The organism is Bradyrhizobium sp. S69, from assembly GCF_009766005.1.
Classification (GTDB): domain Bacteria; phylum Pseudomonadota; class Alphaproteobacteria; order Rhizobiales; family Xanthobacteraceae; genus Bradyrhizobium.
Genome location: NZ_LMUK01000041.1, coordinates 471,559 through 496,318 on the forward strand (window position 1 = coordinate 471,559; position 24,760 = coordinate 496,318).

Sequence of the window (24,760 nt, forward strand, 5' to 3'; positions counted from 1 at the left end):
TATCGGAACGGGGCTTTAGCGGATTGCGCTTTGCGCCGCCCGTCGCTACATCCTTCCGAGCATTTCAATGGCGGCCTCACGCCGCGGATCGAGAAACCATGCGCGCCGAAATCGAACGCCTTGTTGAAGAGATCAAGCAGTCTGTCGGGCTGCTGAGGAGGCATCTTTGACGTCGATGCTTCCACGGCGCGGCTTGCCGAGCTGAACAAGCTCGCAGAGGATCCCAACCTCTGGAACGATCCGCAGAAGGCGCAGAAGCTGATGCAGGAGCGGACCTCGCTGGAGGATTCGCTTGGCGGCATCGGCAAGGTCGAGCGCGAGCTCGAAGACAATATCGGCATGATCGAGCTCGGCGAGGCCGAGAACGATCAAGGCGTCGTGGCCGAGGCCGAGGCCGCGCTGACGGCCCTCAAGAAGGAAGTCGCGCGCCGCGAACTCGAAGCCTTGCTCAGCGGTGAGGCCGACCGGTTCGATTCCTATCTCGAAGTGCACGCCGGCGCCGGCGGTACCGAGAGCCAGGATTGGGCCTCGATGCTGCTGCGCATGTATACGCGCTGGGCTGAGAAGCACGGCTTCAAGATCGAATATCTCGAAGAGACGCAAGGCGAGGAAGCCGGCATCAAATCCGCCACCATCCAGATCTCCGGTCACAACGCCTATGGCTGGTTGAAGACCGAAGGCGGCGTGCACCGGCTGGTGCGGATTTCACCGTTCGATTCCAATGCGCGCCGGCACACCTCGTTCTCCAGCGTCGCGATCTTTCCGGTAGTCGACAACAGCATCAAGATCGATATCGCCGAGTCCGACGTTCGGGTCGACACCATGCGCTCGGGCGGCGCCGGCGGCCAGCACGTCAACAAGACCGAATCCGCGGTGCGCTTGACGCATATCCCGACCGGCGTGGCGGTGGTCTGTCAGGCCGGCCGTTCGCAACACAAGAACAAGGCGCAAGCCTGGGACATGCTGCGCGCGCGGTTGTACGAAATCGAATTGAAGAAGCGCGAAGCGCAGGCCGCCGCCGACCAGGCCGCCAAAACCGATATCGGCTGGGGTCACCAGATCCGCTCCTACGTGTTGCAGCCTTATCAGATGGTGAAGGACCTTCGCACCGGCGTGCAGACCTCCGACACCTCGGGCGTGCTCGACGGCGACCTCGATGAATTCATGGCGGCGACCTTGGCGCAGCGCGCCTTCGGCACCACGCCCGGCGCGGTCGAGGATGTGGATTAGTCCATGACACGCGTTGCCTTCATCGGGTTGGGACGCATGGGCCATGGCATGGCCGCCCGCTACCTCGACGCGGGCTTTACGCTGTCGGTCTGGAATCGCAGCCGGACGAAAGCCGAAGACCTGATCGCGCGCGGCGCGCGCTGGGCGACTTCGCCGGAAGACGCCGCTGATGATGCCGATGCCGTCGTGACCATGGTGGCCGACGACCAGGCGTCGCGCGCGGTGTGGCTTTCCAGGGATGGCGCGGCGGCAGCCATGAAGGCCGGCACGCTCGCGATCGAATGCTCCACAGTGTCCTATCAGCATGCGCTCGATGTTTCGCGCGAGCTGCGTCACCGCGGGCTGGTTTATATCGACAGCCCCGTGACCGGCTTGCCGGATGCGGCGGCTGCGGGAAAATTGACCTTGCTGGTCGGCGCGGACGCAGCCGACCTCGAGCTGGCGCGGCCGTATCTGGCGCCACTCTCCAGCACGATCCGCCATTTCGGCGCCGTTGGCTCCGGCACCGTCTACAAGCTGATCAACAATCTGATGGGCGCGATCCAGATCGCCGGCGTCGCGGAGGGCCTTGCCATTGCCGAGCAGGCCGGCCTCGACATGAAACTGGTGCTGGAGGCTTTGGAGACCGGGGTCGCCGCCAGTCCGCAGGTGATCCGTCATTCCAAACGCATGGTGGCGCGCGATTTCTCCGGCGCCACCTTCACCGCGGCACTCCGGCACAAGGATGCGGCCTACGCGGTGGCGTTGGCCGAGAGCCTGTTGTCCGCCGCCCCGATCATGGGACGCGCCGCCGTCGAGGCCTACGACCGCGCCAAAGCCTACGCGCCGGATGATGACGAAGGCAAATTGATCGAGATCGTGTCGCGCGGCAAAGGCAGCGCAACCTAGGGCGCTCGCGAGCACGCTGAGCGGTAGCCGTGCTGATCTCATTCGTTTGGATGACGCGCACCCCTGAAGCCCGTGATTTTCTTTCCGCAGCGTCCGTATATTGCGCTGCTCTCTGTCGTGAAACGTGATCCGCGTCATACATTTTGGGCGCTTCACCTGATTATCATGCGTGAGCCGCGCAAGTTCCTTCACGCGTGGCCGGTCGTTCGCCTGGATTAGGGCACGGAGCCCAACACCATTAAAGAGAAGCGATAATAATGATATTTGGAAAATGGCGGGATATTGCGGTTGCGGTCGGACTGGTAACAAGCTTCGGGTTCGGCCTTGCGGGTGCGGCGGAAGACCTCGACGCCATCCTCAAGCGCACCAATCAATATGTTGACAAGGGTAACTACGACGCGGCCCTGACCGAAGCCCGCAAGCTCGAAGCCGGCATCAAGGCGCAGTTCGGTATCAATCACCCGAACTACGTTATCGCGCTCAATCAGTTGCTGCGTATCTATGCGGCTCAAGGCAAATACGCTGACGCCGAGGCCGCCGCGCAGCGCGGACTTGCGATCCGGCAGAAAGTCTTGAACCCGGCGGATCCCACGATCGCGGAGAGCGAGGTCAATCTCGCCAACATCTACAAGCTGGAAGGCAAGTATGCTCCCGCGGAGGACCTTTATCAGCGCGCGCTCGCGCTCGAGAAGAAGGTGCTCGGCGAAGAAAATCTGAATGTGGCGGCAGCCATGAACGACCTCGCCGCGTTATACGAGGCCGAGAACAGACTTGGCCAGGCCGAAGAACTCTATCAACGCTCGCTCACGATCCGCGAAAAGCTCGCCGGGCCCGACAATCCCGTGTTGGCGGAAACCCTGGGCAACATCGCCATCGTTTATCTGGCGGAAGGACACTACGCGCAAGCCGAAGACGCCTTCAGGCGCACGCTCGCCATTCAACAGAAGACGCTTGGCGCGGGCCATCCGCTGGTGGGCTCGACGCTCAATAACCTCGCCGAGGTTTACCGCGCCGAGGCCAAGGACGCGGATGCCGAGGCGCTGTACCAGCAAGCCCTTGCGATTTGGGAAAAGACGCTCGGCCCTGAAAATCCCTCGCTTATGCTCGGTCTTCGGAACTTAGCCGAACTGTACCAGACCGAAGGCAAATACCAGCAATCGGAAGCGCTCTATCAACGCGTGCTCGCGACCGAACAGAAGGTGCTCGGCGCAACCCATCCCGAGACTGGCGCTACCATCAATAACTTCGCCGGCCTGTACGTTGCCGAGGGCAAATACGCCGAGGCAGAGGGCCTTTATCAGCGGGCGTTGTCGATCTGGGAGAAAGCCGCAGGCGCAGACTCCCCGAACGTGGCCCAGTTCTCGCAGAACCTCGGAATGGTCTATGAGGCCGAAGGCAAGCCCGTTGAAGCCGAGCCCAGGCTTCGCCATGCGCTCGAGATTCGGGAAAAAGCATTTGGCGGCGAGCATCCGGATGTTGCGGCGAGCCTGTTCGGGCTTGGCATGGTCTTGCAGAGCGAAGGCAAGGTTGCGCCGGCCGATGCAAGCTATCAGCGCGCGCTTGCCATCAAGCTAAAGACACTCGGCCCGGATCACCCTGATGTCGCTCAGATCCTGATGAATCTTTGCGTGCTTTATAGCGGTCCCGGCGGCAACGAGGCTCAGGCGCTGGCCTATGCCCGCAAGGCCACCGCGGCCGTCATTGCACATAATGCGAGCGCCTCCGCAGCCGGCGATCAAGCCTCCGGCCTCGGCTCGATCGCGCAGCGCGCGGATTTTTTCCGTGTCCAGGTTGGAACGCTCGCCGTCGCGTCCCACGATAATATCGAGCCGGCTGCCACGCTCGGTCATGAGGCGTTTGAAGCCGCGCAATGGGCGAACCAATCGGCAGCGGCGCTCGGATTGCAGCAAATGGCGGCGCGGTTTGCCGGCGACGGCGCGCTCGGCGCGTTGGTACGGCAGCGGCAAGATCTTAGCGTGGCATGGCAAAACCAGAACAAGGCGCTGATTGAGGCCGAGTCCAAGCCACAAAACCAGCAAGACCAGAGCGCGACGGATGCCGCCCGCAAGCAGATGGCGGATACCGAGGCCGCAATCGCCGCGAACGAGGCGCAACTCGCCCAGAAGTTTCCGGACTACGCCGCGTTGGCCAATCCGAAGCCGCTCAGAATCGAAGAGGTGCAGCAGCTTTTGCGAGCCGACGAGGCCATGGCGTTCTTCCTGACCGGCGCCGACGAAAGCTACGTGTTCGCGCTGACGCACGACAGCTTCGACTGGAAGGTCATCCCGCTTACCGGCAAAGCGTTGACGGAAAAAGTCACCGCGTTTCGGCGCGGACTGGACGTCGATAGCCTGAATTCGACCACCCCGTCGGGCAAGCCCGAGCTGTTTGACCTTGATGCGTCGCATCAACTCTACAGCGCGCTGTTGGGCCCGGTCGATGAACTGATCAAGGGCAAGAAGATGCTGATGATCGTACCGTCAGGCGTGCTGACGGCGTTGCCGTTTCATCTTCTGCTCACGGAAAAACCAAATGCCTCGAAGCCGGACAATCTGGACGGCTATCGCGATGCCGCCTGGTTGATCAAGCGCCAGGCCGTATCGGTCTTGCCGTCGGTCGCGAGTCTGCAGGCACTGCGCACCTTCGCCAACAAGAGCAATACAAACGTCAAGCCGATGATCGGATTTGGCGACCCCGCCTTCGATCCGAACGCGACCACTCCGGATAGACCGGCAACTCCCAACCAACATGGCCCACGCAGTCTTGTCACACGATCCTACACCGACTTTTGGCAAGGTGCAGGCGTTGATCGTTCGGCGTTGAGCCGGTCGTTACCGCAATTGCCGGATACCGCCGTCGAGTTGAGGACCGTCGCACAAAAGCTCAACGCACCCGAGAGCGACATTCATCTTGGCCGCGACGCCAGTGAAACGACCGTCAAAAAGGCGACGCTCGCCGATTACCGCATCGTCTATTTTGCAACGCATGGACTGGTTGCCGGCGATATCAAGGGGGTGGCCGAACCATCGCTCGTGCTTTCGATCCCCGCGCACCCGTCCGATTTCGATGACGGATTGCTTACCGCAAGCGAGGTCGCCAGGCTGAGGCTCAATGCCGATTGGGTGGTGCTGTCCGCCTGCAACACGGTCGCCGGCGGCAAACCCGGCGCCGAGGCGCTATCAGGACTGGCGCGCGCGTTTTTCTATGCCGGAGCGCGAGCGCTTCTGGTGACGCACTGGTCGGTCGACTCCGATGCGGCGACACGTCTGACAACTTCGACCTTTGGCATTCTGGCAGCCGATCCGACCATCGGCCGCGCCGAAGCCTTGCGTCGCGCCATGCTCGCTTACCTCAACGACAATTCCAGCCGGAATGCGGCTTATCCCGCCTTCTGGGGGCCCTTCGAAATCGTGGGCGAGGGGGCGGCAGACTAGGCGGTAGATTCATAAGCGCGCAGCCACAGCCGCATTGAGGCGCGCTGGAGCATGGCGAGGAAGTTGGCGGCGAGCTTGTCGTAGCGAGTAGCGACCGTGCGGTTTCGGGGAGGTTCCGGTTGATCCGCCCCAAAACCGCAAGATCGGTCGAGCACGTTACGGCTATCAGCGACTAACTGGTGCCGCCACGGAGGAAGGGAAGATGAAGGCGGCGCTTCAAAACTATCAGGCCCGGATGCGGCGGGTGCTGGACCATATTGACCGGCATCTTGACAGTGATCTGGACCTGGAAACGGTGAGCGGTATTGCGGCCTTCTCGAAGTTTCATTTCCACCGGCAGTTTACGGCGACCTTCGGGTTGTCCGTGCATCGCTATGTCCAGCTTGCCCGTATGAAGCGCGCTTCGCACCGGCTGGCCTACATGGGCGCTCAAAGCGTCACAGACATAGCGATGGATGCCGGTTACGACGCACCGGATGCCTTCGCCCGCGCCTTTCGGCAACGGTTCGGGCAATCGCCTTCGTCGTTCCGGAAGTCTCCCGACTGGGAGCCGTGGCTTGCGGCCTTCGGGCCTCTCGACAACGCGAGGAGCAAGCTCATGCAGAAGACTTTTACCACTGACGACGTGGCGATCCGCGACGTGCCTCCCACGCCGGTGGCGATCATGCAGCATCGGGGCGACCCGGCGACGCTCGGCGCCACCATCCAGCGGTTCATCGCGTGGCGCACGGCCGCTGGTCTGCACCCCAAGACAAGTCCGACCTTCAATGTCTGGCGTTCCGAGCGACGTCCGGCGTCGCCTGCCGATTATAGCGTGGACCTTTGTGTCGGGACCGACCAACCGATCGAGGCGAACGGCGAGCAGATCAAAGCCGGCGAGATCCCTGGCGGACGCTGCGCGGTGCTGCGCGTCGTCGGCAACACCGACAATCTGGAGCCCGCCGCGCTATATCTTTATCGCCACTGGCTTCCGGCCAGCGGCGAGGAAGCACGCGACTTCCCGATCTATTGCCAGCGGCTGAGATTCTTCCCGGAGGTGCCGGAGCATGAGACGGTCGCGGAACTTTTTCTGCCGCTGAAATAGCGCCTTCTGACGGCGGCCTGTCCCTTCCGATCGCAAGAAGCGGTCAGGCTGCTGTCCACCTCTCTCGGTCGCTCCCGATTTATGGGTTCACGGCCTAGTACAAGGCGCTGCTTGCATGCCTGCGCCCGACTTGCGACACTTGGTCAAAATAACAGACCTGGTCAGAATAAAACGCCAGTCGGGAGAGAACGATGCCGGTTCGGTTCCAGAGCCTTGTTGCCTTGATGGCGTTCGGCGTTGCGGCCATGGTCGCGACGCCATCCAGCGCCCAGAAGAAATACGGTCCGGGCGCCAGCGATACCGAAATCAGGATCGGCAATATCATGCCCTATAGCGGGCCCGCCTCGTCCTATGGCGTGATCGGCAAGACCGAAGAAGCCTTCTTCAGGATGATCAATGCGGAGGGCGGCATCAACGGCCGCAAGATCGATTTTATCAGCTACGATGACGCCTATAGTCCGCCGAAGGCGATCGAGCAGGCCCGCAAACTGGTGGAGAGCGATGAGGTCCTGCTGATCTTTCAGTCGCTCGGCACGCCATCGAACTCGGCGATCATGAAATACATGAACGCCAAGAAAGTGCCGCAGCTCTTCGTGGCTTCCGGCGGCACCAAGTTCGGCGATCCCAAAAACTTCCCCTGGACCATGGGCTTTCAGCCCAACTACCAGAGCGAAGGGCGGATCTACGCCAAATACATCCGGGATCACTTTCCGGACAGCAAGATCGCGGTGTTCTGGCAGGCCGACGATGCCGGCAAGGATCAGTTCAAAGGCTTGAAGGACGGTCTCGGCGACAAGGCCAACATGATCATCGCCGACAAATCCTACGAAGTCAGCGATCCCTCGGTCGATTCGCAGATCGTGGCGTTGCACGATTCCGGCGCCGATATCTTCTTCTCCTGGGCTGCCCCGAAGGGATCGGCGCAGGCGATCCGCAAGGTGGGCGAACTCGGCTGGAAGCCGAAATTCTTCCTCGCCAACACGGCGACCTCGGTGGCTTCGGTGCTCAAGCCGGCGGGCCTGCAATATTCCAAGGACATCATCTCGACGGCGTATCTGAAGGACCCGACCGATCCCACCTGGAACGACGATCCCGCGGTGATGAAGTGGCGCCAGTTCATGGACAAATATTATCCCGACGGCGACAAGGCCAATGCCAACAACCTCTATGGCTACGTCGAAGCCGAAGCCATGGTGCAGGTGCTGAGGCAGTGCGGCGACGATCTCACGCGCGAGAACGTGATGAAGCAGGCCGCCAACTTGAAGAACTTCCACTCCGACCTGATGCTGCCGGGCATCATGGTGAACACCTCACCGGACGATTTCTTTCCGATCGAACAGATGCAGTTGATGAGGTTCAACGGCGAGGCCTGGCAATTGTTCGGCGATGTGATCACCGGCGAAGTCGGGCACCAGATCGGCAATTAGAGCTAGAACATCGTTTCCGAAGTTTGAATCATATCAAGTATGCCCGACCTCATCCTGAGGAGCGGCGTCTTCGCCGCGTCTCGAAGGATGATGTTCAGCTCGGTGCTTGCGGCCATCCTTCGAGACGCGCGCGAGTGCGCGCTCCTCAGGATGAGGCCCAGAAGTACGAACCGGGTGGTTCCATGGAATCGATCCACTAGGCGGCTTCAGCCCGCGCTGAGGCGGACGCCGGCGCGTAGGAACTTCTGCGGATCGACCGCTTCGCCATCGATCCGGGTTTCATAATGCAAATGCGGACCGGTCGATCGGCCGGTTGACCCGACCGCGCCGATCACCTGTCCGATCTTGATGGGCTCGCCGACCTTGACGCCGATCTCCGACAGATGGCCGTAGCGGGTCGACAGGCCGTTGCCGTGATCGATCTCCACCATGCGGCCATAGCCGCCGGCCCAGCCCGCGGAAGCGACCTTGCCGTTGGCGGTGGCGCGCACAGGATCGCCGGTCGCGGCCCGGAAATCGAGCCCGGTATGCATCGCCGGGCGGCCGAGGAACGGATCGCTGCGGACACCGAAACCGGATGTGAATTCGACTTCGCCGACCACCGGTTTGCGATAGGGCACCAGCGCTAGCACCCGGTTGAGCCGATCGACCTGGGCGCGCGTGATGTTGATCCGGGTGAGCTGGCGCTCGAACGGGCCGGCATCGCCCGGAAGTTTCACCGGAATGAAGGGGCCCCCCATGCCGGCGCGCGGGGTTGCGGCCTCCAATTGCGCCATGTCGAGACCGAGATCCGAGAACACGCCGCGCATCCGGCGTACCCGCGATTCCATGCCGTCTTCGACCGAGGTCAGCGCCGCGATCTGCCGGCTCTCGACCTGATCGAGCGAGGTCTGCAGGCGGACCAGCACGTTGTCGACGCCGCCGGCTTTGGCGAACTGGGTGGTTGGCGCGGCGACGACCGGCGCGCGCGATTCGAGCCGCGCTTCACGATCCGGCGGCGCCACGAAAATCACGGTATCGCTGATCGGGGAGGGTTTTGGCGTCGCCTGGGACGCCGCATCGCTGGGCGCCGCGCCGCGCGATGGCGACGTCGGCTTGATCGATCCGGTGACGAGGGCGTCCGGCATGGCGCCGAGCGCCGTGGCGCGGGTTTCCAAGGTCGCTTCCCGGCGCATGATCTGGTCGAGCTTCTTGTCGAACTGCTCCTGGTCCAGCAATTGGCGGCTGGTGGTACGATCGACCTTGGCGCGCAACTCGGCGATCCGGTCTTCGTAGGCGTATTGCATCTCCGCCTGGCGCGCGATCAACCGCGTCAGCACGTCGTCGCGGAACGCGAAATAGGTCGCGGTTGCCGCCGACCACATGCCAAGCACGGTGACCGTGCCGACCACGATCCAGAACACTACTGGCCCAAACCGGACCTGCTTGCCGGCGTGGACGATCGTATAACCATCCTGCGCGCCGGAGGCTGCCGCGGAGGCATGGCCTGCCGCGGGGCGGCGGGAGGATGTCCTGCCATGGTCACGTGGATGATGTTGGGGATACTCGGCATGATGACCGGAACGGTACGACATCGGCACTCCCGCGCCGGTCGGAAATGAGTTCCGTACGGCCAAATTGACGGGGGATATCTGACCTTCTCATGGTTAATTTTCAGGAAACGATGTCGTCGCAAGTCCTTCAGATCAAGGCTGCCGGATCAGGCCGCCGGATCAGGTTCCCTTGGCCGCCGCCAGGACCTCGTCGGCATGGCCGTCGACCTTGACATGGCGCCATATCCGGATGATCCGGCCGTCCGCGCCAATTAAAACCGTTGTACGAAGAACCCCAAGGAAGGTCTTGCCATACATGGATTTTTCACCCCAGACTCCATAAGCCTCAAGCATCCCATGTTGTTCATCTGAAACAAGAGGAATGCCAAGCTCATGCTTGTCACGAAAGGACTCTTGGGCTTTGAGCGGGTCGGCCGAGACGCCGAGCACCGCGGTCTGGCTTTCGGCGAATGCCCCGGCCAGCCGCGTGAAGTCGATGGCCTCCTTGGTACAGCCGGGCGTGTTGGCGCGGGGATAGAAAAACAGCACCAGTTTGCGGCCCGCGAAATCGGCCAGTGAGACCGTTTCACCGCCGTCGCGCGGTAGCCGGAACGCCGGCGCCTTGCTGCCTTCGGCCAGCGCGGCGTGACCGGCGACCGGTGCGACGGCGGGCTTCGTAGCGACGGTCGGCTTCGATTCGGGCGTCGCCGGCGGGCTGACTTCAGCGGGGGCCGGCGGTTTTAACGGTTTCGATGGAACCGGATGCGATACTTTCGGCGCGGTCGTCTTGGACGCGGTCGTCTTGGACGCGGCAGGTTTGGACGCGGCAGGTTTGGACGCGGTCGTCTTGGCCGCGGCTTTGGCGGCCGGTTTGCTGCTGGCAGGAATAGATTTGAGGGTCGATTTGGGCGGTGATTTCACTGCCGATTTTTTTGCCGGCGTCGCGCGCTTTTTCGCCGCAGGCTTTTTGGTTGACGTTGCGGATCGCGCACGGGCGGCCTTGCCCACCGCGGTCTTGGAGGATTTCTTAAGCGTTTTCTTGCGCGTTTTCTTGGACATACGCCTTCCTTTCGTCGCTTTCGACGGATCAATCAATAGGCTATCTCAGGCAATGTCCTGGCAAGCTCGAATCGAGTACGCCGCTGGGCAAATCTGATGGCCCCGGAGTAAGGTTACAAGGAATTCGACGCACCACCCGTCCGCCAGTTGAACATGCTCCTTGAAATAATCTTGGGCCGGATGACGGGGAACGGTATCAATCGAGGGATTGGCAGCGATGCCGGCACGGGAGAGCTCGTTACCACGCGACGAGTGCGGCCTTGGCGGTGATCAATCTTACCATCAGCGCCGGCACCGAGAGGCCATGGCAAGCAACACGTCGCCCCAAGGGTCCGAAGGGTCCAAATCGCGTGCTGTCGTCCAACCTTCGCCGTTGGACGACGCCGGTTGGGATCACGACCACGACGAGGCGGCTGGCCACCGCGCGCGGCGGCTGCTGGCGCGGTCGAGCCCGGGCTATCACCGGTTTGGCGACCGCCTGGGAGCCATTGGCCAATGGCTTGCGAGCGAACGCTGGGTGATGCGCCTTGCGATCGTGATCGGGGCGCTGCTGGTGATCTTCGCGGGCTGCTTCGGCGCCTTGTGGTGGCGGCTCGGCGCCGGTCCGATCAATCTCGATATGGCGACGCCGTGGCTTGCCGCGGCGATCGAGGAAAATATCGGCCACGACAACACCGTTGAGGTCGGCGGCACCCAGATCGAGCGCACCGGCAGGATTCGCATCGCGGTGCGAATCCGCGACATCGTCGTCAGGGATCGCGACCATGCCGTCGTCGCCAGCGCGCCGAAGGCCGAGGTGCGATTATCTGGCCTGGCGCTGTTGACCGGGCGCCTTCGCGCCGAAAGCCTCAATCTGGTCGATGCCACGCTCGCGGTGCGCATTACCCCGGATGGCTATGTGACGGTTTCGACCGGGGACAACGCGCGGCCGCTGGCCACCGGCGTAACCTCGAAGCGCCAACTCGGTGTGCCGCCGCCAGCCGCGCAACCGGATCAATCCGGGCGGGCTCCCGCATCGTTGCCGCAGGCCGCGGTCTCGCCGCCGCCGTCGGTGGCGCCATCCGGCGGTGCGGCAACAGTTCCCGCGGCAAACGGATTGCTGGCCGGGCTCGACTGGCTCGACAGTTTGAGCCTGACCGGACTGGACGGACAGAACCTCAACGAAATCGGTTTGAAGAACGGCAACCTGACCGTCGACGATCAGCAGCGCGGCAACAAATGGAACTTTGAAAACATCACCCTCAGTCTGCGCCGGCCGAGCGGCGGCGGGGTGGCGCTGAGCGTCGGCGAAGAGGGCGCCCATGCCTGGTCGCTGCGGGTCGCGGTCGGCGCCCCCGCCAACGGCGTGCGGTCGGTCGATATCCGCGCCGACAAGGTCTCGACCAGCAATATCCTGTTGGCGCTGCGGCTGAAGGATTTGACCTACAGCGCCGACCTGCTGCTGACCGGCGAATTAAAAGGCGAACTCGGGCGTGACGGCTTGCCGACCTATTTCCGCGGCAAGGTCACATCCGGCGCCGGCCACATCATCGACGGTGACACGCCCGATTATCCGATGGCGATCGATTCGGCGGAGGTTAACCTTGAATGGGATGCCGGGCGGCGCGTGCTGGTCGCGCCCTTCAAGATCATATCGGGTGCGAACCGGATCACCCTGCTGGCCCATCTCGAGCCTCCAAACGACAATGTCACCGATTGGCAATTGGGCTTCTCCGGCGGCACCATCGTATTGCCGGGAGCCGAGGGTGAAGCGCCGCTGATCTTTAACCGCATCTCCATCGCGGTGCGCTTCGACACCGACAAGCGCCGCGTGGTGATCACGCAAGCCGACATCAGCAACGGCGAGATCGGCGTCGCCGGCACCGGCAACCTGGATTATTCGGGAGAGGCGCGGCTGCAGCTCGGTTTTGCGGGAACGCCGATGTCGGCGTCCGCCCTGAAACGGATGTGGCCGGTCCTCATCGTCCCGGAGGTTCGCGAGTGGGTGATCGACCGGGTCGAGCGCGGTTCGCTTCAGCGCATCGAAGTTGGGGTCAACTCGCCGGTTCACAATCTGTCGCGGCGAGGGCCGCCGATTCCGGATGACGGCCTTTCGGTCAACATTTTCGCCAGCGGCGTGACATTGCGGCCGGTGGATGATTTGCCGTCGGTGCATGATGCGGATTTGAAAGCCCATGTCACCGGCCGCACCGCGACCGTCACGATCGGGCAGGGAACCGCCGATACGCCGGCGGGCCGCAAGCTCAACATTTCGGATTTTGTCTTCGAGGTGCCGGATATGGCGCCCAAGCCGTCACCGGCGAAAGTGAGATTCCACATCGACGGCCCGGTGCCCGCCGCGGCCGAGATTCTCGCCTCCGACCGCCTCAGCGAATTTGCCGGCACCTTGATCGATCCCAATTCGAGCAAGGGAACGGCTTCGGCACAGGTCACCCTGGGCCTGCCGATCAAGCGCGAAATCACCAAGACCGACACCACCTACGCCATCACCGCCGATCTCACCGGGTTCGCCGCCGACCGGCTGGTGATGAACCAGAAGCTCGAAGCCAACAGCCTGAAAATCATGGCCAATAACCAGGGCTTTCAGGTCAAGGGCGACGTCAAGATCAATGGCCAGCCGGCCACGCTGGACTACCGCAAGCCCAACGACGGCGATGCCGACATCAAATTGCAAGCGACGCTCGATGACGCGAGCCGGGCCCGCCTCGGGATAGATCTCGGCTCCGCCGTGAGCGGCGCCATCCCGGTCAAGGTCAGCGGCAAGATCGGAACCGACAGCCGCGTCGGCATCGATGCCGACCTGACCGCGTTGAAGCTGGACAATATTCTGCCGGGCTGGGTCAAATTGCCGGGCAAGTCGACGCACGCCGTGTTCAACGTGTTGCAGAAACCGCAATCGACCCGGTTCGAAGATATCGTCGTCGATGGCGGCGGCGTATCGATCAAGGGATCGCTGGAGCTCGACCCGAACGGCGACCTGATGAACGCCAACTTCCCGACCTATTCGCCGTCGGAAGGCGACAAGGCGTCGCTGAAGGCCGAGCGCGGGCCCGACGGCGTCTACAAGGTGACGATGCGCGGCGATGTGTTCGATGGCCGCGGCTTTCTCAAATCGGCGATGTCGGGCAAGGAAGCCGACGCCAAAAGCAAAACCAAGAACATGGATTTCGATATCGACCTGAAGCTCGGCGCGGTGGCCGGCTATGATGGCGAAGCGCTGCGCAGCGCCGACGTCAAGATTTCGCGCCGCAACGGCACGGTCAAGAACCTGACGCTGAGCGGCAAGCTCGGACGGGATACGCCGCTGACCGCGGACATGCGGGCGCGCACGCCGGGCGGCCGCGAAATGGTCTTTCTCGAGACCAGTGACGCCGGTGCCTTCCTGCGCTTCACCGACACCTATTCCAAGGTGGTCGGGGGCCAGCTCGCGCTGGCGATGGATCCGCCGACCAGCGAACCGCGGGCCAGTGAGGGCCTGATCAATGTGCGCGATTTCACGATCAAGGGCGAGGCGTCGCTCGATCGCGTGGCCGGAGGCGGACCGAATGGCGCCCTCCAGGGTGGCGTCGCGTTCTCGCGGTTGCGCGCCGAATTCAGCCGGCAAAACGGCCAGTGGACGATCCGCGAAGGTGTGGTCAAGGGCCCGATGATCGGCGGCACGATCGAGGGCGTCATCAACTACCCGGCAAACCAGGTGCGCATGAGCGGCACCTTCGTTCCGATGTACGGATTGAACAACATGTTCGGCCAACTGCCGGTGCTCGGCCTGTTCCTCGGCGGCGGCAGCAATGAAGGCCTGATCGGCGTGACCTATGAGCTGGTCGGCACCCCCGGCGCGCCGGAACTGCGCGTCAACCCAATCTCGGCGATGGCGCCGGGCGTGTTCCGAAAAATCTTCGAATTCAACACCGGCAAGCAAAACAACCAGGTCGAATTCCCCGGCGCGCCGAACCAGTGACGGCATGCGGCTGGTTCCGCAACGGCAAACCGTAGGGTGGGCAAAGGCGCGCTTGCGCCGTGCCCACCGTTCTTATCAACGCGTTGCGTTGAATGGTGGGCACGCTTGCGCCTTCGCTTGCTGAGCTACGGCGGATGAGTGCGCTTTGCCCCCCCTACGATTCTTACGTACGGCCGCTTGCCGCGCCTAAGCCGCCCGGACGCCGGCCAGGAACGTGGTGACCTCGCCGGATAGTTGCTCGGCCTGCTTGGAGAGGTTGGAGGCCGCGGTCAGCACCAGGCCGGCGGCGCCGCCGGTCTCGTTGGCGGCGGCGCTGACGCCGCCAATATTGGTGGTGACGTCCTGGGTGGCTTGCGCGGTCTGCGTGACATTGCGCGCGATCTCGGCGGTGGCCGCGCCCTGTTCCTCGATCGCCGAGCCGATCGTGGTCGCGATCGTGCTGACTTCCTCGATGGTCGCGGTGATGCCCTGGATGGCCTCGACAGCCTCCTTGGTCGCGCTCTGGATCTGGGCGATGCGGGTGCCGATCTCCTTGGTGGCCTCCGCGGTCTGGCTGGCGAGGCTTTTCACCTCAGCCGCGACGACGGCAAAGCCTCGGCCGGCCTCGCCGGCGCGGGCGGCTTCGATGGTCGCATTCAACGCCAGCAGGTTGGTCTGCCCGGCGATGCTCGAAATCAGTTCGGCGACGTGCTCGATCTGCTTGGCGCCATCGGCCAGCGCCCGCACGGTGGTATCGGTGCGGCGGGCGGTTTCGACCGCGCGGCCGGTGATCGCGGCCGATTGCGCGACCTGACGGCTGATTTCCGAGATCGACGACGACAATTCTTCGGCGGCGGCGGCGACCGTCTGGACGCGCGTGCTGGCCTCGTCGGCGGCGGAGGCGACGACCGACGCGCGCTGGTTGGTGCGCTCCGCCGTACCGGTCATCGATTTCGCGGTGGATTCCAGTTCGGTCGATCCCGATGCCATCAGTCCGACCAGCGCGCCGACCGAGGTATCGAACCGATCGGCGAGGGCGATCAGCGCCTCGCGTTTTTCCTTCTCGGCGTGCTGCTTCGAGGCGACCTGTTCGGATTCAAGCGCGCGCGCCGTCAACGCGGTCTGCCGCAGCACCTCGAGCGTTTCCGCCATCCGTCCGATCTCGTCGCCGCGGTCGGTTTCCTCAACCGCCTGGTCGAGCGATCCATGGGCGATCGACTGCATCCGGCTCTTCTGCCGGTCGAGCGCGCCCAGCACGTCGCGCGCGATCAGCCACGACAGCAATCCCATCAGAACCATCAGGCCGGCGCCGATCTCGCCCAGACGCCACAGCAAGGCATTCACGTCGGCATCGATATCATCGACATAGAGTCCATAGCTCATGACCACGTTCCAGGGCGCAAAGCTGCGGACAAAGACCATCTTGCGAACCGGCACGGTCTGGCCGGGCCGAGGATAGAGATAGGACGCCGTGCCGCCTTCGGGGCTCTTTCTGGCGGCTCCCATCTGGGCATCGGCGATCACGACGCCGTTGGAATCGGTCGCGCCGGTGATTTTGCCCTCGAGTTGCGGATTGGCGCCGTTCAGCATGATCGACGTATCCGCGCTGTAGACGACGGGATAGCCCTGTCCATTGTTGAACGACATCCGCCGGCCGCGTTGTCTAAACTGGGCCTTGGCTTCGTCCGGCGTCATTTTTCCGGCCGTGACCTCGTCCTGCAGCGTCTGGGCCATGCCGACCAGCAAATCGGTCGCGGTGTGCATCTGAACGATCCGGTCGTTCATCATGCGGCTTTCGCTGAGCGAGGCCGACGCGGCGATGATGGCGCAAACGGTGAGGGCGGCGAGAGCAACCATGCTTGCGAGTTTGGTGCGGATCTTGAATCGGCTAAGCAGGTTCATGTCGACCTCTGAAAAAGGGTTTCCAAAGGCGATAACAGGAACCTGCTTACCAATCGTGAACGTCGATTAAGGTTGAGCGTTTCTTTAGCTGCGCAGCGCGGGCACCATCAGGAACGGGATCATTCCCAGGATCACCGCGATCAACGCGAACAGCAGCAGCGGATTATAGCTGTGGGTCCAGTCGTGGATCAGGCCGCCGCCCCAGGAGCCGAGCGCCGAACCTAGGCCGCTGCCGATCGTGATGGTGCCGTAGATGGTCCCGAGCCGCTCGCCGCGAAAAATCTTCATGGCGGTGGCGGCCAGCAGCGGACCGCGTGAGCCGATCATGCTGCCGAAGCAGATGACGAACCCGGTCAGCATCCAAAAGGTCGGGTACCATTGCAACAGCCAGAGCAGAATGATCCCGACGATGGAGATCGCATAGCTGAGCAGCACCGACGGCCTGCGGCCGATGACGCCGTCGAGCCAGCTGACGCTGAGCATGCCGAACAACAGCACGACGCCGGAAAAACCCCAGGCGGTGGCGGCCTGCAACGGCGGAAACCCGGCATCGATCAGATAGGCGACGACCTGCGGTGCAACGGCATACATCCCGATCGCGGTGAAGAAGAAGGTCGAGAACAGCGCCCAGAACGCGTGATGCCGCATCGCGCTCAGCAAGGTCCAGCCCTCGTCGATAATGTCGTTCGCCGGATTCTTGACGATAGTTGGCGAACCGCTGGAGAACAGCCGCCACGGCAGCGCCACCAGCGGCAGCAGCAGCACCAGCGTGGCGCAGCCGAAAATCTGATAGGCGCCGCGCCAGCCGAAATGATCGATCAGGACTTGCGATGCCGGCAGCAGGATCAGCACGCCGGCGCCGGTCGCCGAATACACCACGGACATCGCGGTCGGCAGCCGCGGGCCGAACCAGCGGCCGAGCAGGATCGAATTCGGCACGTTGCCGATAAAGGCGATGCCGACCCCGACGCAAAGGCCGAGCGAAAGCTGGAACTGCCACAGCTGCTGCGCATAGGCCGCGATCAGGAAGGCGCTGCCCAATAGCAGCATGCCAAGCGCGTAAACCACGCGCGGCCCCGAGCGGTCGAACAGCCGGCCGACCAGCGGCGAGGCCAATCCGCCGGTGAGTGCGGCCAGCGAGTAGACCGAGACGACCTGGGCGCGGTCCCAGCCGAAATTCTCCGAAATGGGTTTCAGGAAGACCGTAAAACTCTCGCCGAGCCCGCGGCCGATCACCGATAGCGCAAAGCACAAAGCGAGCACGGCAAGCGCCACGCGGCTCGGCTTGAGCGGTTGTGTGAGCGTTTCCCCTGGCGGTATATTTCGATTCATGGAGGGCAGGGAGCGCGTTTCCGGCGCTCCCTGCAACCGTCAAAAGCGAATGCGCCTATGCAGGCTTGAGCAGGACGTGGCGCTTCTTGCCGACCGACAGTTTGATCACGCCTTCCGGCGTGAGGTCGACGAGCTTGAGGGCCATCTTTTCGTCGGTGACCACAGCGTCATTGACGCGCAGGCCGCCGCCCTTGATCTGACGCCGCGCCTCGCCATTCGAGCCGGCCAGGCCCGCTCTCACGAACAGTCCGAGCACGCCGGCGCCGGCTTCGAGTTCGGCGCGCGGAACCTCGATGGTCGGCAGGCTTTCGGCGATCGTGCCTTCCTCAAAGGTCTGCCGCGCGGTCTCGGAGGCCGCATCGGCCGCCTCGCGGCCGTGCAGCAGCGCGGTGGCTTCGGTCGCCAGCACCTTCTTGGCCTCGTTGATTTCGCCACCTTGCAGCGCGGCAAGTTTGGCGATCTCGCTGATCGGCAGGATCGTGAACAGCTTGAGAAACTTGACGACGTCGGCGTCTTCGACGTTGCGCCAGTACTGCCAGAAATCATACGGGCTGAACTGGTCGGCGTTGAGCCAGACCGCGCCTTTGGCGGTCTTGCCCATCTTGTCGCCCGATGCGGTCGTCAGCAGCGGCGTGGTCAGCGCGAACAATTGCGGCGTGCCCATGCGGCGGCCGAGATCGACGCCGTTGACGATATTGCCCCATTGATCGGAGCCGCCCATTTGCAGGCGGCAACCGGTGCGCCGCGACAATTCGACGAAGTCGTAGGCCTGGCAGACCATGTAGTTGAATTCGATGAAGCTCATTTCCTGCTCGCGTTCGAGACGCAGGCGCACCGAGTCCATCGTCAGCATGCGGTTGACCGAGAAGTGCCGGCCGATGTCGCGCAGCATTTCGATCCAGTTCAGCTTGGTCAGCCACTCCGCGTTGTCCAGCATCACGGCATCGCTGGCGCCGGAACCGTAACGCAGCACCTTGGCGAACACGCCGCGGATCGAGGCCTTGTTGGCTTCGATTTCGGCGACGCTGCGCAGCGCGCGCGATTCATCCTTGCCGGAGGGATCGCCGACCATGGTGGTGCCGCCGCCCATCAAGGTGATCGGCTTGTTGCCGCTTTGCTGCAGCCAATACAGCATCATCATGGAGAGGAAGTTGCCGATGTGCAGCGACGGCGCGGTGCAGTCATAGCCGACATAGGCGATAGCCTCGCCCTTCGCGGCGAGCGCATCGAGCCCGTCGAAATCGGAACACTGGTGGACGAAGCCGCGTTCCTGTAGGGTGTTGAGGAAATCTGATTTAAATGCGGTCATCTGTCGGCGACTCTGATCATTCTTATTTCACATTATTTGCAGGCAATTGTGGAACCATAACGGAAAGGCTGCCGCGGCCCAGCCTGTTGTGGCATTATAAGATGTGCAGGTTTGACACAAGCTGGGCGTCAAAAGAGGGCCGTAAAGGGCACTGATGCGATGATGATGACGGCAATCGGTCTGATGAGCGGCACCTCGCTCGACGGGGTCGATGTCGCCATGATCGAAACCGATGGTAAACGCATCAAGGGTTTCGGCCCCACCGGCTACCGAGCCTATACCCCCCAAGAGCGCACCTTGCTGCGCCAGGCCTTGACCGAGGCGGTCCACCTGCCGCAGCGCGATGCGCGGCCGGGCATCCTGGGCGAGGCCGAGCGCGCCGTGACCATCGCGCATGCCGAAGCCGTGGCCGCCTTTACCGCGCAGAACCGCATTAGCTGCGAGGAGATCGATATCGTCGGCTTTCACGGTCAGACCGTGCTGCACCGGCCGGAGCGGGGATTGACCGTCCAGATCGGCGATGCGGCGGCGCTCGCCAAGGCGATCCACATCCCGGTGATGCATGATTTCCGCGCCGCCGACGTCGCCGCCGGCGGGCAGGGCGCGCCGTTTGTGCCAGTCTATCACCGCGCGCTGGCGCAGTCGCTGGAGCGCGAAGGCCCGATCGTCGTGGTCAACATCGGCGGCGTTTCCAACATCACCTATATCGATGGCGCCGATCATTTGATCGCCTGCGACACCGGCCCCGGCAATGCGCTGCTCGACGATTTCATGCTCCGCGCCATGAGCCAGCCGTTCGATCGCGAAGGCCGGCTGGCCGCGCAGGGTTTGCCGGATCAGGCCTGGATCGAGCGCGCGCTGCAGCTTCCGTTCTTCGCGCTGCCGCCGCCGAAATCGCTCGATCGCAACGACTTTGCCCAGCTGAGGCTCGGCGCCGTACCGCCGGCGGATGGCGCGGCCACGCTGACGGCGTTGACGGTGGCGGCCATTGCCCGGATCGTCCCGCTGCTGCCCAAGGTGCCGCAAAGCTGGATCGTGGCCGGCGGCGGCGCCCGCAACCTCACCATGCTGCGGATGCTGCGCGAGCGGCTGGCGCCTGCCACCGTCGAGGCCGCCGACGCGCTCGGCTGGTCGGGCGATGCGATCGAGGCGCAGGCGTTTGGTTTTCTGGCGGCGCGCGGCATGAAGGGCCTGCCGCTGAGCTATCCCGCGACCACGGGCGTTCCGATCCCGATGACCGGCGGCATCATCGCGCGGCCGTAGCGCCGCACAGCTCCGCGCCTTACAAATCCGAGGCCAGCTTGGCGAGCGTGGCGATCGTATTCATGTTGCGCGCGGTGCCGGTTTTTGCCGCGGGCACCACCAGTTTCGATTTCGCCATGCCGTTGCCGTAGTGGATGTAGATCTCGCGCTTGCCCAGGGCGATCGCTTCATCCTTCCGGCCGCGCACGGCCGCGATCGTGTCCTTCGGCGGCACCGAATCGAGAAATACCGCGACGACGCGGTTGGCCGGTGCCTTGGGAAATGGATTGCCCGCCAGAACGGCGTACATCTCGGCGGCGGAGCGTACGACGACGCCGACCGGTTTGCCGGCGTAAGCTGCAAGCTTGGCTTCGAGCGCCTTTTTCACCGACGCTTCGGATTTGCCGCTCGTGAACACGACATTGCCGCTGGCGATGTAGGTGCGAACACCGGAAAACCCTGAAGCTTCGCACATCGCCTTGAGATCGCTCATCGGCAGCTTGCCGGTGCCGCCGACATTCACTGCGCGTAACAGGGCAATGAAGGCGGCCATGATGGCGGGCTCAGCGAACGTTGGCGAGCCGCATGTCGAGATAGCCCGTCACCGTTTCCATCAGCGGCTGCAATTTGCCGTCGAAGAAGTGATTGGCGCCCGGGATGATCTGCTGATCGATCACGATGCCTTTCTGGGTCTTGAGTTTCTCGACCAGGGTGTTGACGTCCTTGGGCGGCACCACCGCGTCTTTCTCGCCGTGCACGATCAGCCCGGAGGACGGGCAGGGCGCCAGGAACGAGAAATCATAGAGGTTGGCGGGCGGCGCGATCGAAATAAAACCTTCGACCTCGGGGCGGCGCATCAGAAGCTGCATGCCGATCCAGGCGCCGAACGAGAAGCCGGCGACCCAGCAGGCCCGCGCCTCCGGATTGATGGTCTGCGCCCAGTCGAGCGCGGAGGCCGCATCCGACAATTCGCCGGTGCCGTGGTCGAACGATCCCTGGCTGCGGCCGACGCCGCGGAAATTGAAGCGCAGCACCGAAAAGCCGCGATGCGCGAACGCGTAATAACACTGGTAGATGATCTGGTGATTCATCGTGCCGTGAAACTGCGGATGCGGGTGCAGCACCATCGCGATCGGCGCGTTCTTCTGCTTGGCCGGATGATAACGGCCTTCGAGGCGGCCTGCGGGACCGGTGAAAATAACTTCAGGCATTGATGATCCTCGGCAGCAATCAACCGGCTTTGCACGGGCTCCATCTGGCGCTCAGACGGATATCGCAGCGAAAGGGTGATCAGGCGGCGCTTGGCGATGCGCAAGCAACGCGGGGTGAACTGGTGGCGCGTTCTAACATGAGGCGAGGGGCAAAAAGCAAGCTTCTTGAACATCCCGCGAGCGCGTTCAACGCGTTAGCAATGCGATTGCATGGCGGCGCTGGATCGCCAATTGTCACCATGTCAGCGATGGCTGCGGATCACTTGGCTGACGACTTGGTCGATCACTTGGCCCATACCGGCCCGCAAGCCGGCTGAAATCTGCTCTTACGGTAATATAATACTGGATGTCTGACAGGGTCTATCTCGATTGGAACGCGACCACGCCGCTTCGCCCCGAGGCCAAAGCGGCGATGGCGGCCGCTTGGGATCTGGACGGCAATCCGTCGTCGGTCCATGCCGAGGGCCGTCACGCCCGCAGGCTGGTCGAGCAGGCGAGGGCCGCCATTGCCGAGGCGGTCGGTGGGCTCGCCCGCAACGTGGTCTTTACCTCCGGAGGCACCGAGGCCAACGCCTTGGCACTGACGCCGGGGCTGCGGCGGCCGTCCGGACCCGCGGTCGAGCGGTTATTGGTTTCCGCCGTCGAGCATGCGTCAGTGCTGGCCGGGGGGCGTTTTCCGGCTGACGCCATTGGCACCGTGGGCGTCACGCGCGCCGGCGTGCTCGACCTTGACCAGCTTTCCGCGAGCCTTGCGGCCGGTCCTCCGGCGCTGGTTTCGCTCATGCTCGCCAACAACGAGACCGGCGCGCTGCAACCGGTGGCCGAGGCCGCCGAACGCGTGCACGCCTGCGGCGGCGTGCTGCATGTCGATGCGATCCAGGCGCTCGGCAAGATCCCGGTCGATATCAGGGCGCTTGCCGCCGATCTGGTGACGGTGTCGGCGCACAAGATCGGCGGCCCCAAGGGGGTCGGCGCGGTGATCCTCGCCGACGGCTTGTCAGGGCTCGAGCCGCTGCTGCGCGGCGGCGGTCAGGAACTGGGCCGACGGGCAGGAACCGAGAATGTCGCGGGCATCGCCGGCTTTGCGGCGGCGGCCAAGGCCGCGATGGCCGCTTTTAGCGAGGACGCCAGCCGTCTGGAGAGCCTGCGGGATCGGCTAGAGCGAGGCTTAAGGCAGTCGCCCGGTATTATTGTCTTCTCCGACACCATAAGACGGTTGCCCAATACCACATTGTTCACGGCTCCCAGCCTGAAGGCAGAAACCGCCGTGATCGGCTTCGACCTGGCCGGTATCGCGGTATCTTCGGGTTCCGCCTGCTCGTCAGGCAAGGTCCAGCCTTCGCATGTCCTGGAAGCGATGGGTTTTGGCGCCGACCTCGCCCAGGGCGCGGTGCGGCTCAGTCTGGGCTGGTCCACCTCCAGCGCAGAGGTTGATCGCTGCCTTGAGGCTTGGCGAAAGCTCTCCGGTACCCTACTTACAGGGGAGCGACGAAACACAGCTTGAACGATTCTAAGCAGGTGATTTCGCCAGAAAAACATCGTAAGAAGCTCTCGTAATTGATCCACCGCGGTCCTTGAAACCGCGAGCGGAGGATGGAATGGCTGCTGTACAAGAGACGGTCGACCGCGTCAGGCGGATCGACGTCGATCAGTATCGATACGGGTTTGAGACGTTGATCGAGTCCGACAAGGCCCCCAAGGGCCTGTCGGAGGATACGGTCCGTTTCATCTCCGCGAAAAAGAACGAGCCGGCCTGGATGCTGGAGTGGCGGCTGGAAGCCTATCGGCGCTGGTTGACCATGACCGAGCCGAAATGGGCGCGGGTCGATTATCCCAAGATCGATTACCAGGACCTGTATTACTACTCCGCCCCGAAGAAGAAGGAGATCGGCTCGCTCGACGAGGTCGATCCGGAAATCCTCAAGACTTATGAGAAGCTCGGCATTCCCCTGCGCGAGGTGGAGATGCTCGAGGGTGTGGTGCGGCCGGAAGGCGAGCGCCGGATCGCGGTCGATGCCGTGTTCGATTCGGTCTCGGTTGCCACCACGTTCCAGAAGGAACTCAAAGCTGCCGGCGTCATCTTCATGCCGATCTCCGAGGCGATCCGCGAGCACCCGGAACTGGTGAAAAAGTATCTCGGCACCGTGGTGCCGACCACCGACAATTATTTTGCGACCTTGAACTCGGCGGTGTTTTCTGACGGCTCGTTCGTCTACGTGCCGCCGGGCGTGCGCTGCCCGATGGAGCTGTCGACCTATTTCCGCATCAACGAGCGCAACACCGGACAGTTCGAGCGTACGCTGATCATCGCCGACAAGGGCGCTTATGTCAGCTACCTCGAAGGCTGCACCGCGCCGCAGCGTGACGAAAACCAGTTGCACGCCGCCGTGGTCGAACTGGTCACGCACGATGACGCCGAGATCAAATATTCGACGGTGCAGAACTGGTATCCCGGCAATTCCGAAGGCAAGGGCGGCATCTACAATTTCGTCACCAAGCGCGGCGATTGCCGCGGCAACAATTCGAAGATCTCGTGGACCCAGGTCGAGACCGGTTCGGCGATCACCTGGAAATATCCCAGCTGCATCCTGCGCGGCGACAATTCACGCGGCGAGTTCTATTCGATCGCGATTTCGAACGGCCACCAGCAGGTCGATTCCGGTACCAAGATGATCCATCTCGGCAAGAACACCACGAGCCGGATCATCTCCAAGGGCATTGCGGCCGGCGTTTCGCAAAACACTTATCGCGGCCTGGTCACCGCCCATCGCAAGGCGACCGGCGCGCGCAACTTCACCGCCTGCGACTCGCTGCTGATCGGCGACAAATGCGGCGCGCACACCGTGCCCTATGTGGAAGCCAAGAATTCTTCCGCGCTGTTCGAGCACGAAGCGACCACCTCGAAGATTTCCGAGGACGTGCTGTTCTATTGCGTGCAGCGCGGGCTCAGCCAGGAAGAAGCCGTCGGCCTCGTGGTCAACGGGTTCGTGAAAGACGTGCTGCAGCAACTGCCGATGGAATTCGCGGTGGAAGCGCAGAAGCTGATTTCGATCAGTCTTGAAGGTTCGGTTGGATAGTGAAGCCGTCATCCTGAGGTGCTTGCGAAGCAAGCCTCGAAGGGTGACTGAACAAACGGAAATCATCCTTCGAGGCTCGCCGAAGGCGGCTCGCAC

At 63.1% G+C, this 24,760-nt stretch carries 17 protein-coding genes and 1 pseudogene; 10 read left to right on the forward strand and 8 right to left on the reverse strand.

Translation table 11 applies throughout. The features are described 5' to 3' along the window. Positions 1-98: 98 nt before the first annotated feature. The 3 genes from prfB to GSQ88_RS19715 all read left to right on the forward strand — a co-directional run bounded on the left by prfB (position 99) and on the right by GSQ88_RS19715 (position 5,552). Positions 99-1,230 (forward strand): peptide chain release factor 2 gene (gene prfB / locus GSQ88_RS19705; protein WP_159009376.1). Its coding sequence is split into 2 segments (ribosomal slippage): positions 99-167 and positions 169-1,230, totalling 1,131 coding nucleotides; the frame shifts between segments, so codons are not numbered across the junction. A 3-nt stretch (positions 1,231-1,233) separates the two neighbouring features. Continuing rightward, positions 1,234-2,118: an NAD(P)-dependent oxidoreductase gene (locus tag GSQ88_RS19710; RefSeq protein WP_159009377.1), complete on the forward strand. Its 885-nt coding sequence runs from the start codon at positions 1,234-1,236 to the stop codon at positions 2,116-2,118. A gap of 257 nt (positions 2,119-2,375) precedes the next feature. After that, on the forward strand, positions 2,376-5,552 hold the full coding sequence (locus GSQ88_RS19715; RefSeq protein ID WP_159009378.1) for a CHAT domain-containing tetratricopeptide repeat protein: 3,177 nt from the start codon (positions 2,376-2,378) through the stop codon (positions 5,550-5,552). On the opposite strand, the pseudogene GSQ88_RS19720 reads toward GSQ88_RS19715, so the two are convergent. Continuing rightward, positions 5,549-5,653: pseudogene (locus tag GSQ88_RS19720) on the reverse strand (IS5/IS1182 family transposase); the annotation flags it as partial. The gene GSQ88_RS19715 and the pseudogene GSQ88_RS19720 overlap by 4 nt on opposite strands. A gap of 101 nt (positions 5,654-5,754) precedes the next feature. Here GSQ88_RS19720 and GSQ88_RS19725 point away from each other — a divergent pair. Together GSQ88_RS19725 and GSQ88_RS19730 are read left to right on the forward strand one after the other, a co-directional pair. Beyond that, the gene (locus GSQ88_RS19725; protein WP_159009379.1) at positions 5,755-6,636 is read left to right on the forward strand and encodes an AraC family transcriptional regulator; all 882 of its coding nucleotides are present in this window, start codon (positions 5,755-5,757) and stop codon (positions 6,634-6,636) included. A 191-nt stretch (positions 6,637-6,827) separates the two neighbouring features. Beyond that, complete coding sequence (locus tag GSQ88_RS19730; RefSeq protein WP_159009380.1) at positions 6,828-8,063, forward strand: ABC transporter substrate-binding protein; 1,236 nt, start codon at positions 6,828-6,830, stop codon at positions 8,061-8,063. A gap of 206 nt (positions 8,064-8,269) precedes the next feature. On the opposite strand, the gene GSQ88_RS19735 is transcribed toward GSQ88_RS19730, so the two are convergent. Both GSQ88_RS19735 and GSQ88_RS19740 read right to left on the reverse strand, forming a co-directional pair. Beyond that, the gene (locus GSQ88_RS19735) at positions 8,270-9,637 is read right to left on the reverse strand and encodes a M23 family metallopeptidase (protein ID WP_174248061.1); all 1,368 of its coding nucleotides are present in this window, start codon (positions 9,635-9,637) and stop codon (positions 8,270-8,272) included. A gap of 138 nt (positions 9,638-9,775) precedes the next feature. Further along, positions 9,776-10,654, reverse strand: coding sequence for a peroxiredoxin family protein (locus tag GSQ88_RS19740; protein WP_159009382.1), 879 nt, complete (start codon positions 10,652-10,654; stop codon positions 9,776-9,778). Between the two features lie 217 nt (positions 10,655-10,871). Between GSQ88_RS19740 and GSQ88_RS19745 the strand changes: the two genes are divergently transcribed. After that, positions 10,872-14,612, forward strand: a complete 3,741-nt coding sequence (locus GSQ88_RS19745; RefSeq protein ID WP_159009383.1) for a YhdP family protein — start codon at positions 10,872-10,874, stop codon at positions 14,610-14,612. Between the two features lie 186 nt (positions 14,613-14,798). Here the strand turns inward: GSQ88_RS19745 and GSQ88_RS19750 are convergent, their stop codons facing one another. From GSQ88_RS19750 to tyrS, 3 genes are all read right to left on the reverse strand, one after another. After that, positions 14,799-16,493, reverse strand: a complete 1,695-nt coding sequence (locus tag GSQ88_RS19750) for a methyl-accepting chemotaxis protein (protein ID WP_159009384.1) — start codon at positions 16,491-16,493, stop codon at positions 14,799-14,801. A gap of 84 nt (positions 16,494-16,577) precedes the next feature. Next, positions 16,578-17,825, reverse strand: coding sequence for an MFS transporter (locus GSQ88_RS19755; RefSeq protein ID WP_159009385.1), 1,248 nt, complete (start codon positions 17,823-17,825; stop codon positions 16,578-16,580). Positions 17,826-17,880: 55 nt separating this feature from the next. Further along, positions 17,881-19,134, reverse strand: a complete 1,254-nt coding sequence (gene tyrS, locus GSQ88_RS19760) for a tyrosine--tRNA ligase (protein WP_159009386.1) — start codon at positions 19,132-19,134, stop codon at positions 17,881-17,883. A gap of 159 nt (positions 19,135-19,293) precedes the next feature. Between tyrS and GSQ88_RS19765 the strand changes: the two genes are divergently transcribed. Continuing rightward, on the forward strand, positions 19,294-20,397 hold the full coding sequence (locus tag GSQ88_RS19765) for an anhydro-N-acetylmuramic acid kinase (protein WP_159009387.1): 1,104 nt from the start codon (positions 19,294-19,296) through the stop codon (positions 20,395-20,397). 19 nt (positions 20,398-20,416) lie between these two features. Here the strand turns inward: GSQ88_RS19765 and GSQ88_RS19770 are convergent, their stop codons facing one another. Together GSQ88_RS19770 and GSQ88_RS19775 are read right to left on the reverse strand one after the other, a co-directional pair. Continuing rightward, positions 20,417-20,929: a DUF1697 domain-containing protein gene (locus GSQ88_RS19770; protein WP_159009388.1), complete on the reverse strand. Its 513-nt coding sequence runs from the start codon at positions 20,927-20,929 to the stop codon at positions 20,417-20,419. Between the two features lie 10 nt (positions 20,930-20,939). Then, complete coding sequence (locus tag GSQ88_RS19775) at positions 20,940-21,587, reverse strand: alpha/beta hydrolase (protein ID WP_159009389.1); 648 nt, start codon at positions 21,585-21,587, stop codon at positions 20,940-20,942. Here GSQ88_RS19775 and GSQ88_RS35305 point away from each other — a divergent pair. From GSQ88_RS35305 to sufB, 3 genes are all read left to right on the forward strand, one after another. Further along, complete coding sequence (locus tag GSQ88_RS35305) at positions 21,587-21,904, forward strand: hypothetical protein (RefSeq protein WP_210253855.1); 318 nt, start codon at positions 21,587-21,589, stop codon at positions 21,902-21,904. The two genes, GSQ88_RS19775 and GSQ88_RS35305, sit on opposite strands and share 1 nt — an antisense overlap. 29 nt (positions 21,905-21,933) lie before the next feature. After that, the gene (locus tag GSQ88_RS19780; protein ID WP_159009390.1) at positions 21,934-23,091 is read left to right on the forward strand and encodes a cysteine desulfurase family protein; all 1,158 of its coding nucleotides are present in this window, start codon (positions 21,934-21,936) and stop codon (positions 23,089-23,091) included. A 94-nt stretch (positions 23,092-23,185) separates the two neighbouring features. Beyond that, the gene (gene sufB / locus GSQ88_RS19785) at positions 23,186-24,664 is read left to right on the forward strand and encodes a Fe-S cluster assembly protein SufB (protein ID WP_159009391.1); all 1,479 of its coding nucleotides are present in this window, start codon (positions 23,186-23,188) and stop codon (positions 24,662-24,664) included. Positions 24,665-24,760 lie beyond the last annotated feature (96 nt).

Bases quoted from the DNA above. Each gene is read 5' to 3' on its own strand.
- GSQ88_RS19765 (WP_159009387.1), top strand. From the start codon at position 19,294: ATGATGATGACGGCAATCGGTCTGATGAGCGGCACCTCGCTCGACGGG.
- GSQ88_RS19745 (WP_159009383.1), top strand. From the start codon at position 10,872: ATGCCGGCACGGGAGAGCTCGTTACCACGCGACGAGTGCGGCCTTGGC.
- GSQ88_RS19735 (WP_174248061.1), bottom strand. From the start codon at position 9,637: ATGTCGTACCGTTCCGGTCATCATGCCGAGTATCCCCAACATCATCCA.
- GSQ88_RS19715 (WP_159009378.1), top strand. From the start codon at position 2,376: ATGATATTTGGAAAATGGCGGGATATTGCGGTTGCGGTCGGACTGGTA.
- GSQ88_RS19780 (WP_159009390.1), top strand. From the start codon at position 21,934: ATGTCTGACAGGGTCTATCTCGATTGGAACGCGACCACGCCGCTTCGC.
- GSQ88_RS19710 (WP_159009377.1), top strand. From the start codon at position 1,234: ATGACACGCGTTGCCTTCATCGGGTTGGGACGCATGGGCCATGGCATG.
- GSQ88_RS19740 (WP_159009382.1), bottom strand. From the start codon at position 10,654: ATGTCCAAGAAAACGCGCAAGAAAACGCTTAAGAAATCCTCCAAGACC.
- GSQ88_RS19750 (WP_159009384.1), bottom strand. From the start codon at position 16,493: ATGAACCTGCTTAGCCGATTCAAGATCCGCACCAAACTCGCAAGCATG.
- GSQ88_RS19770 (WP_159009388.1), bottom strand. From the start codon at position 20,929: ATGGCCGCCTTCATTGCCCTGTTACGCGCAGTGAATGTCGGCGGCACC.
- sufB (WP_159009391.1), top strand. From the start codon at position 23,186: ATGGCTGCTGTACAAGAGACGGTCGACCGCGTCAGGCGGATCGACGTC.
- GSQ88_RS19755 (WP_159009385.1), bottom strand. From the start codon at position 17,825: ATGAATCGAAATATACCGCCAGGGGAAACGCTCACACAACCGCTCAAG.
- GSQ88_RS19775 (WP_159009389.1), bottom strand. From the start codon at position 21,587: ATGCCTGAAGTTATTTTCACCGGTCCCGCAGGCCGCCTCGAAGGCCGT.
- GSQ88_RS19730 (WP_159009380.1), top strand. From the start codon at position 6,828: ATGCCGGTTCGGTTCCAGAGCCTTGTTGCCTTGATGGCGTTCGGCGTT.
- GSQ88_RS19725 (WP_159009379.1), top strand. From the start codon at position 5,755: ATGAAGGCGGCGCTTCAAAACTATCAGGCCCGGATGCGGCGGGTGCTG.
- tyrS (WP_159009386.1), bottom strand. From the start codon at position 19,134: ATGACCGCATTTAAATCAGATTTCCTCAACACCCTACAGGAACGCGGC.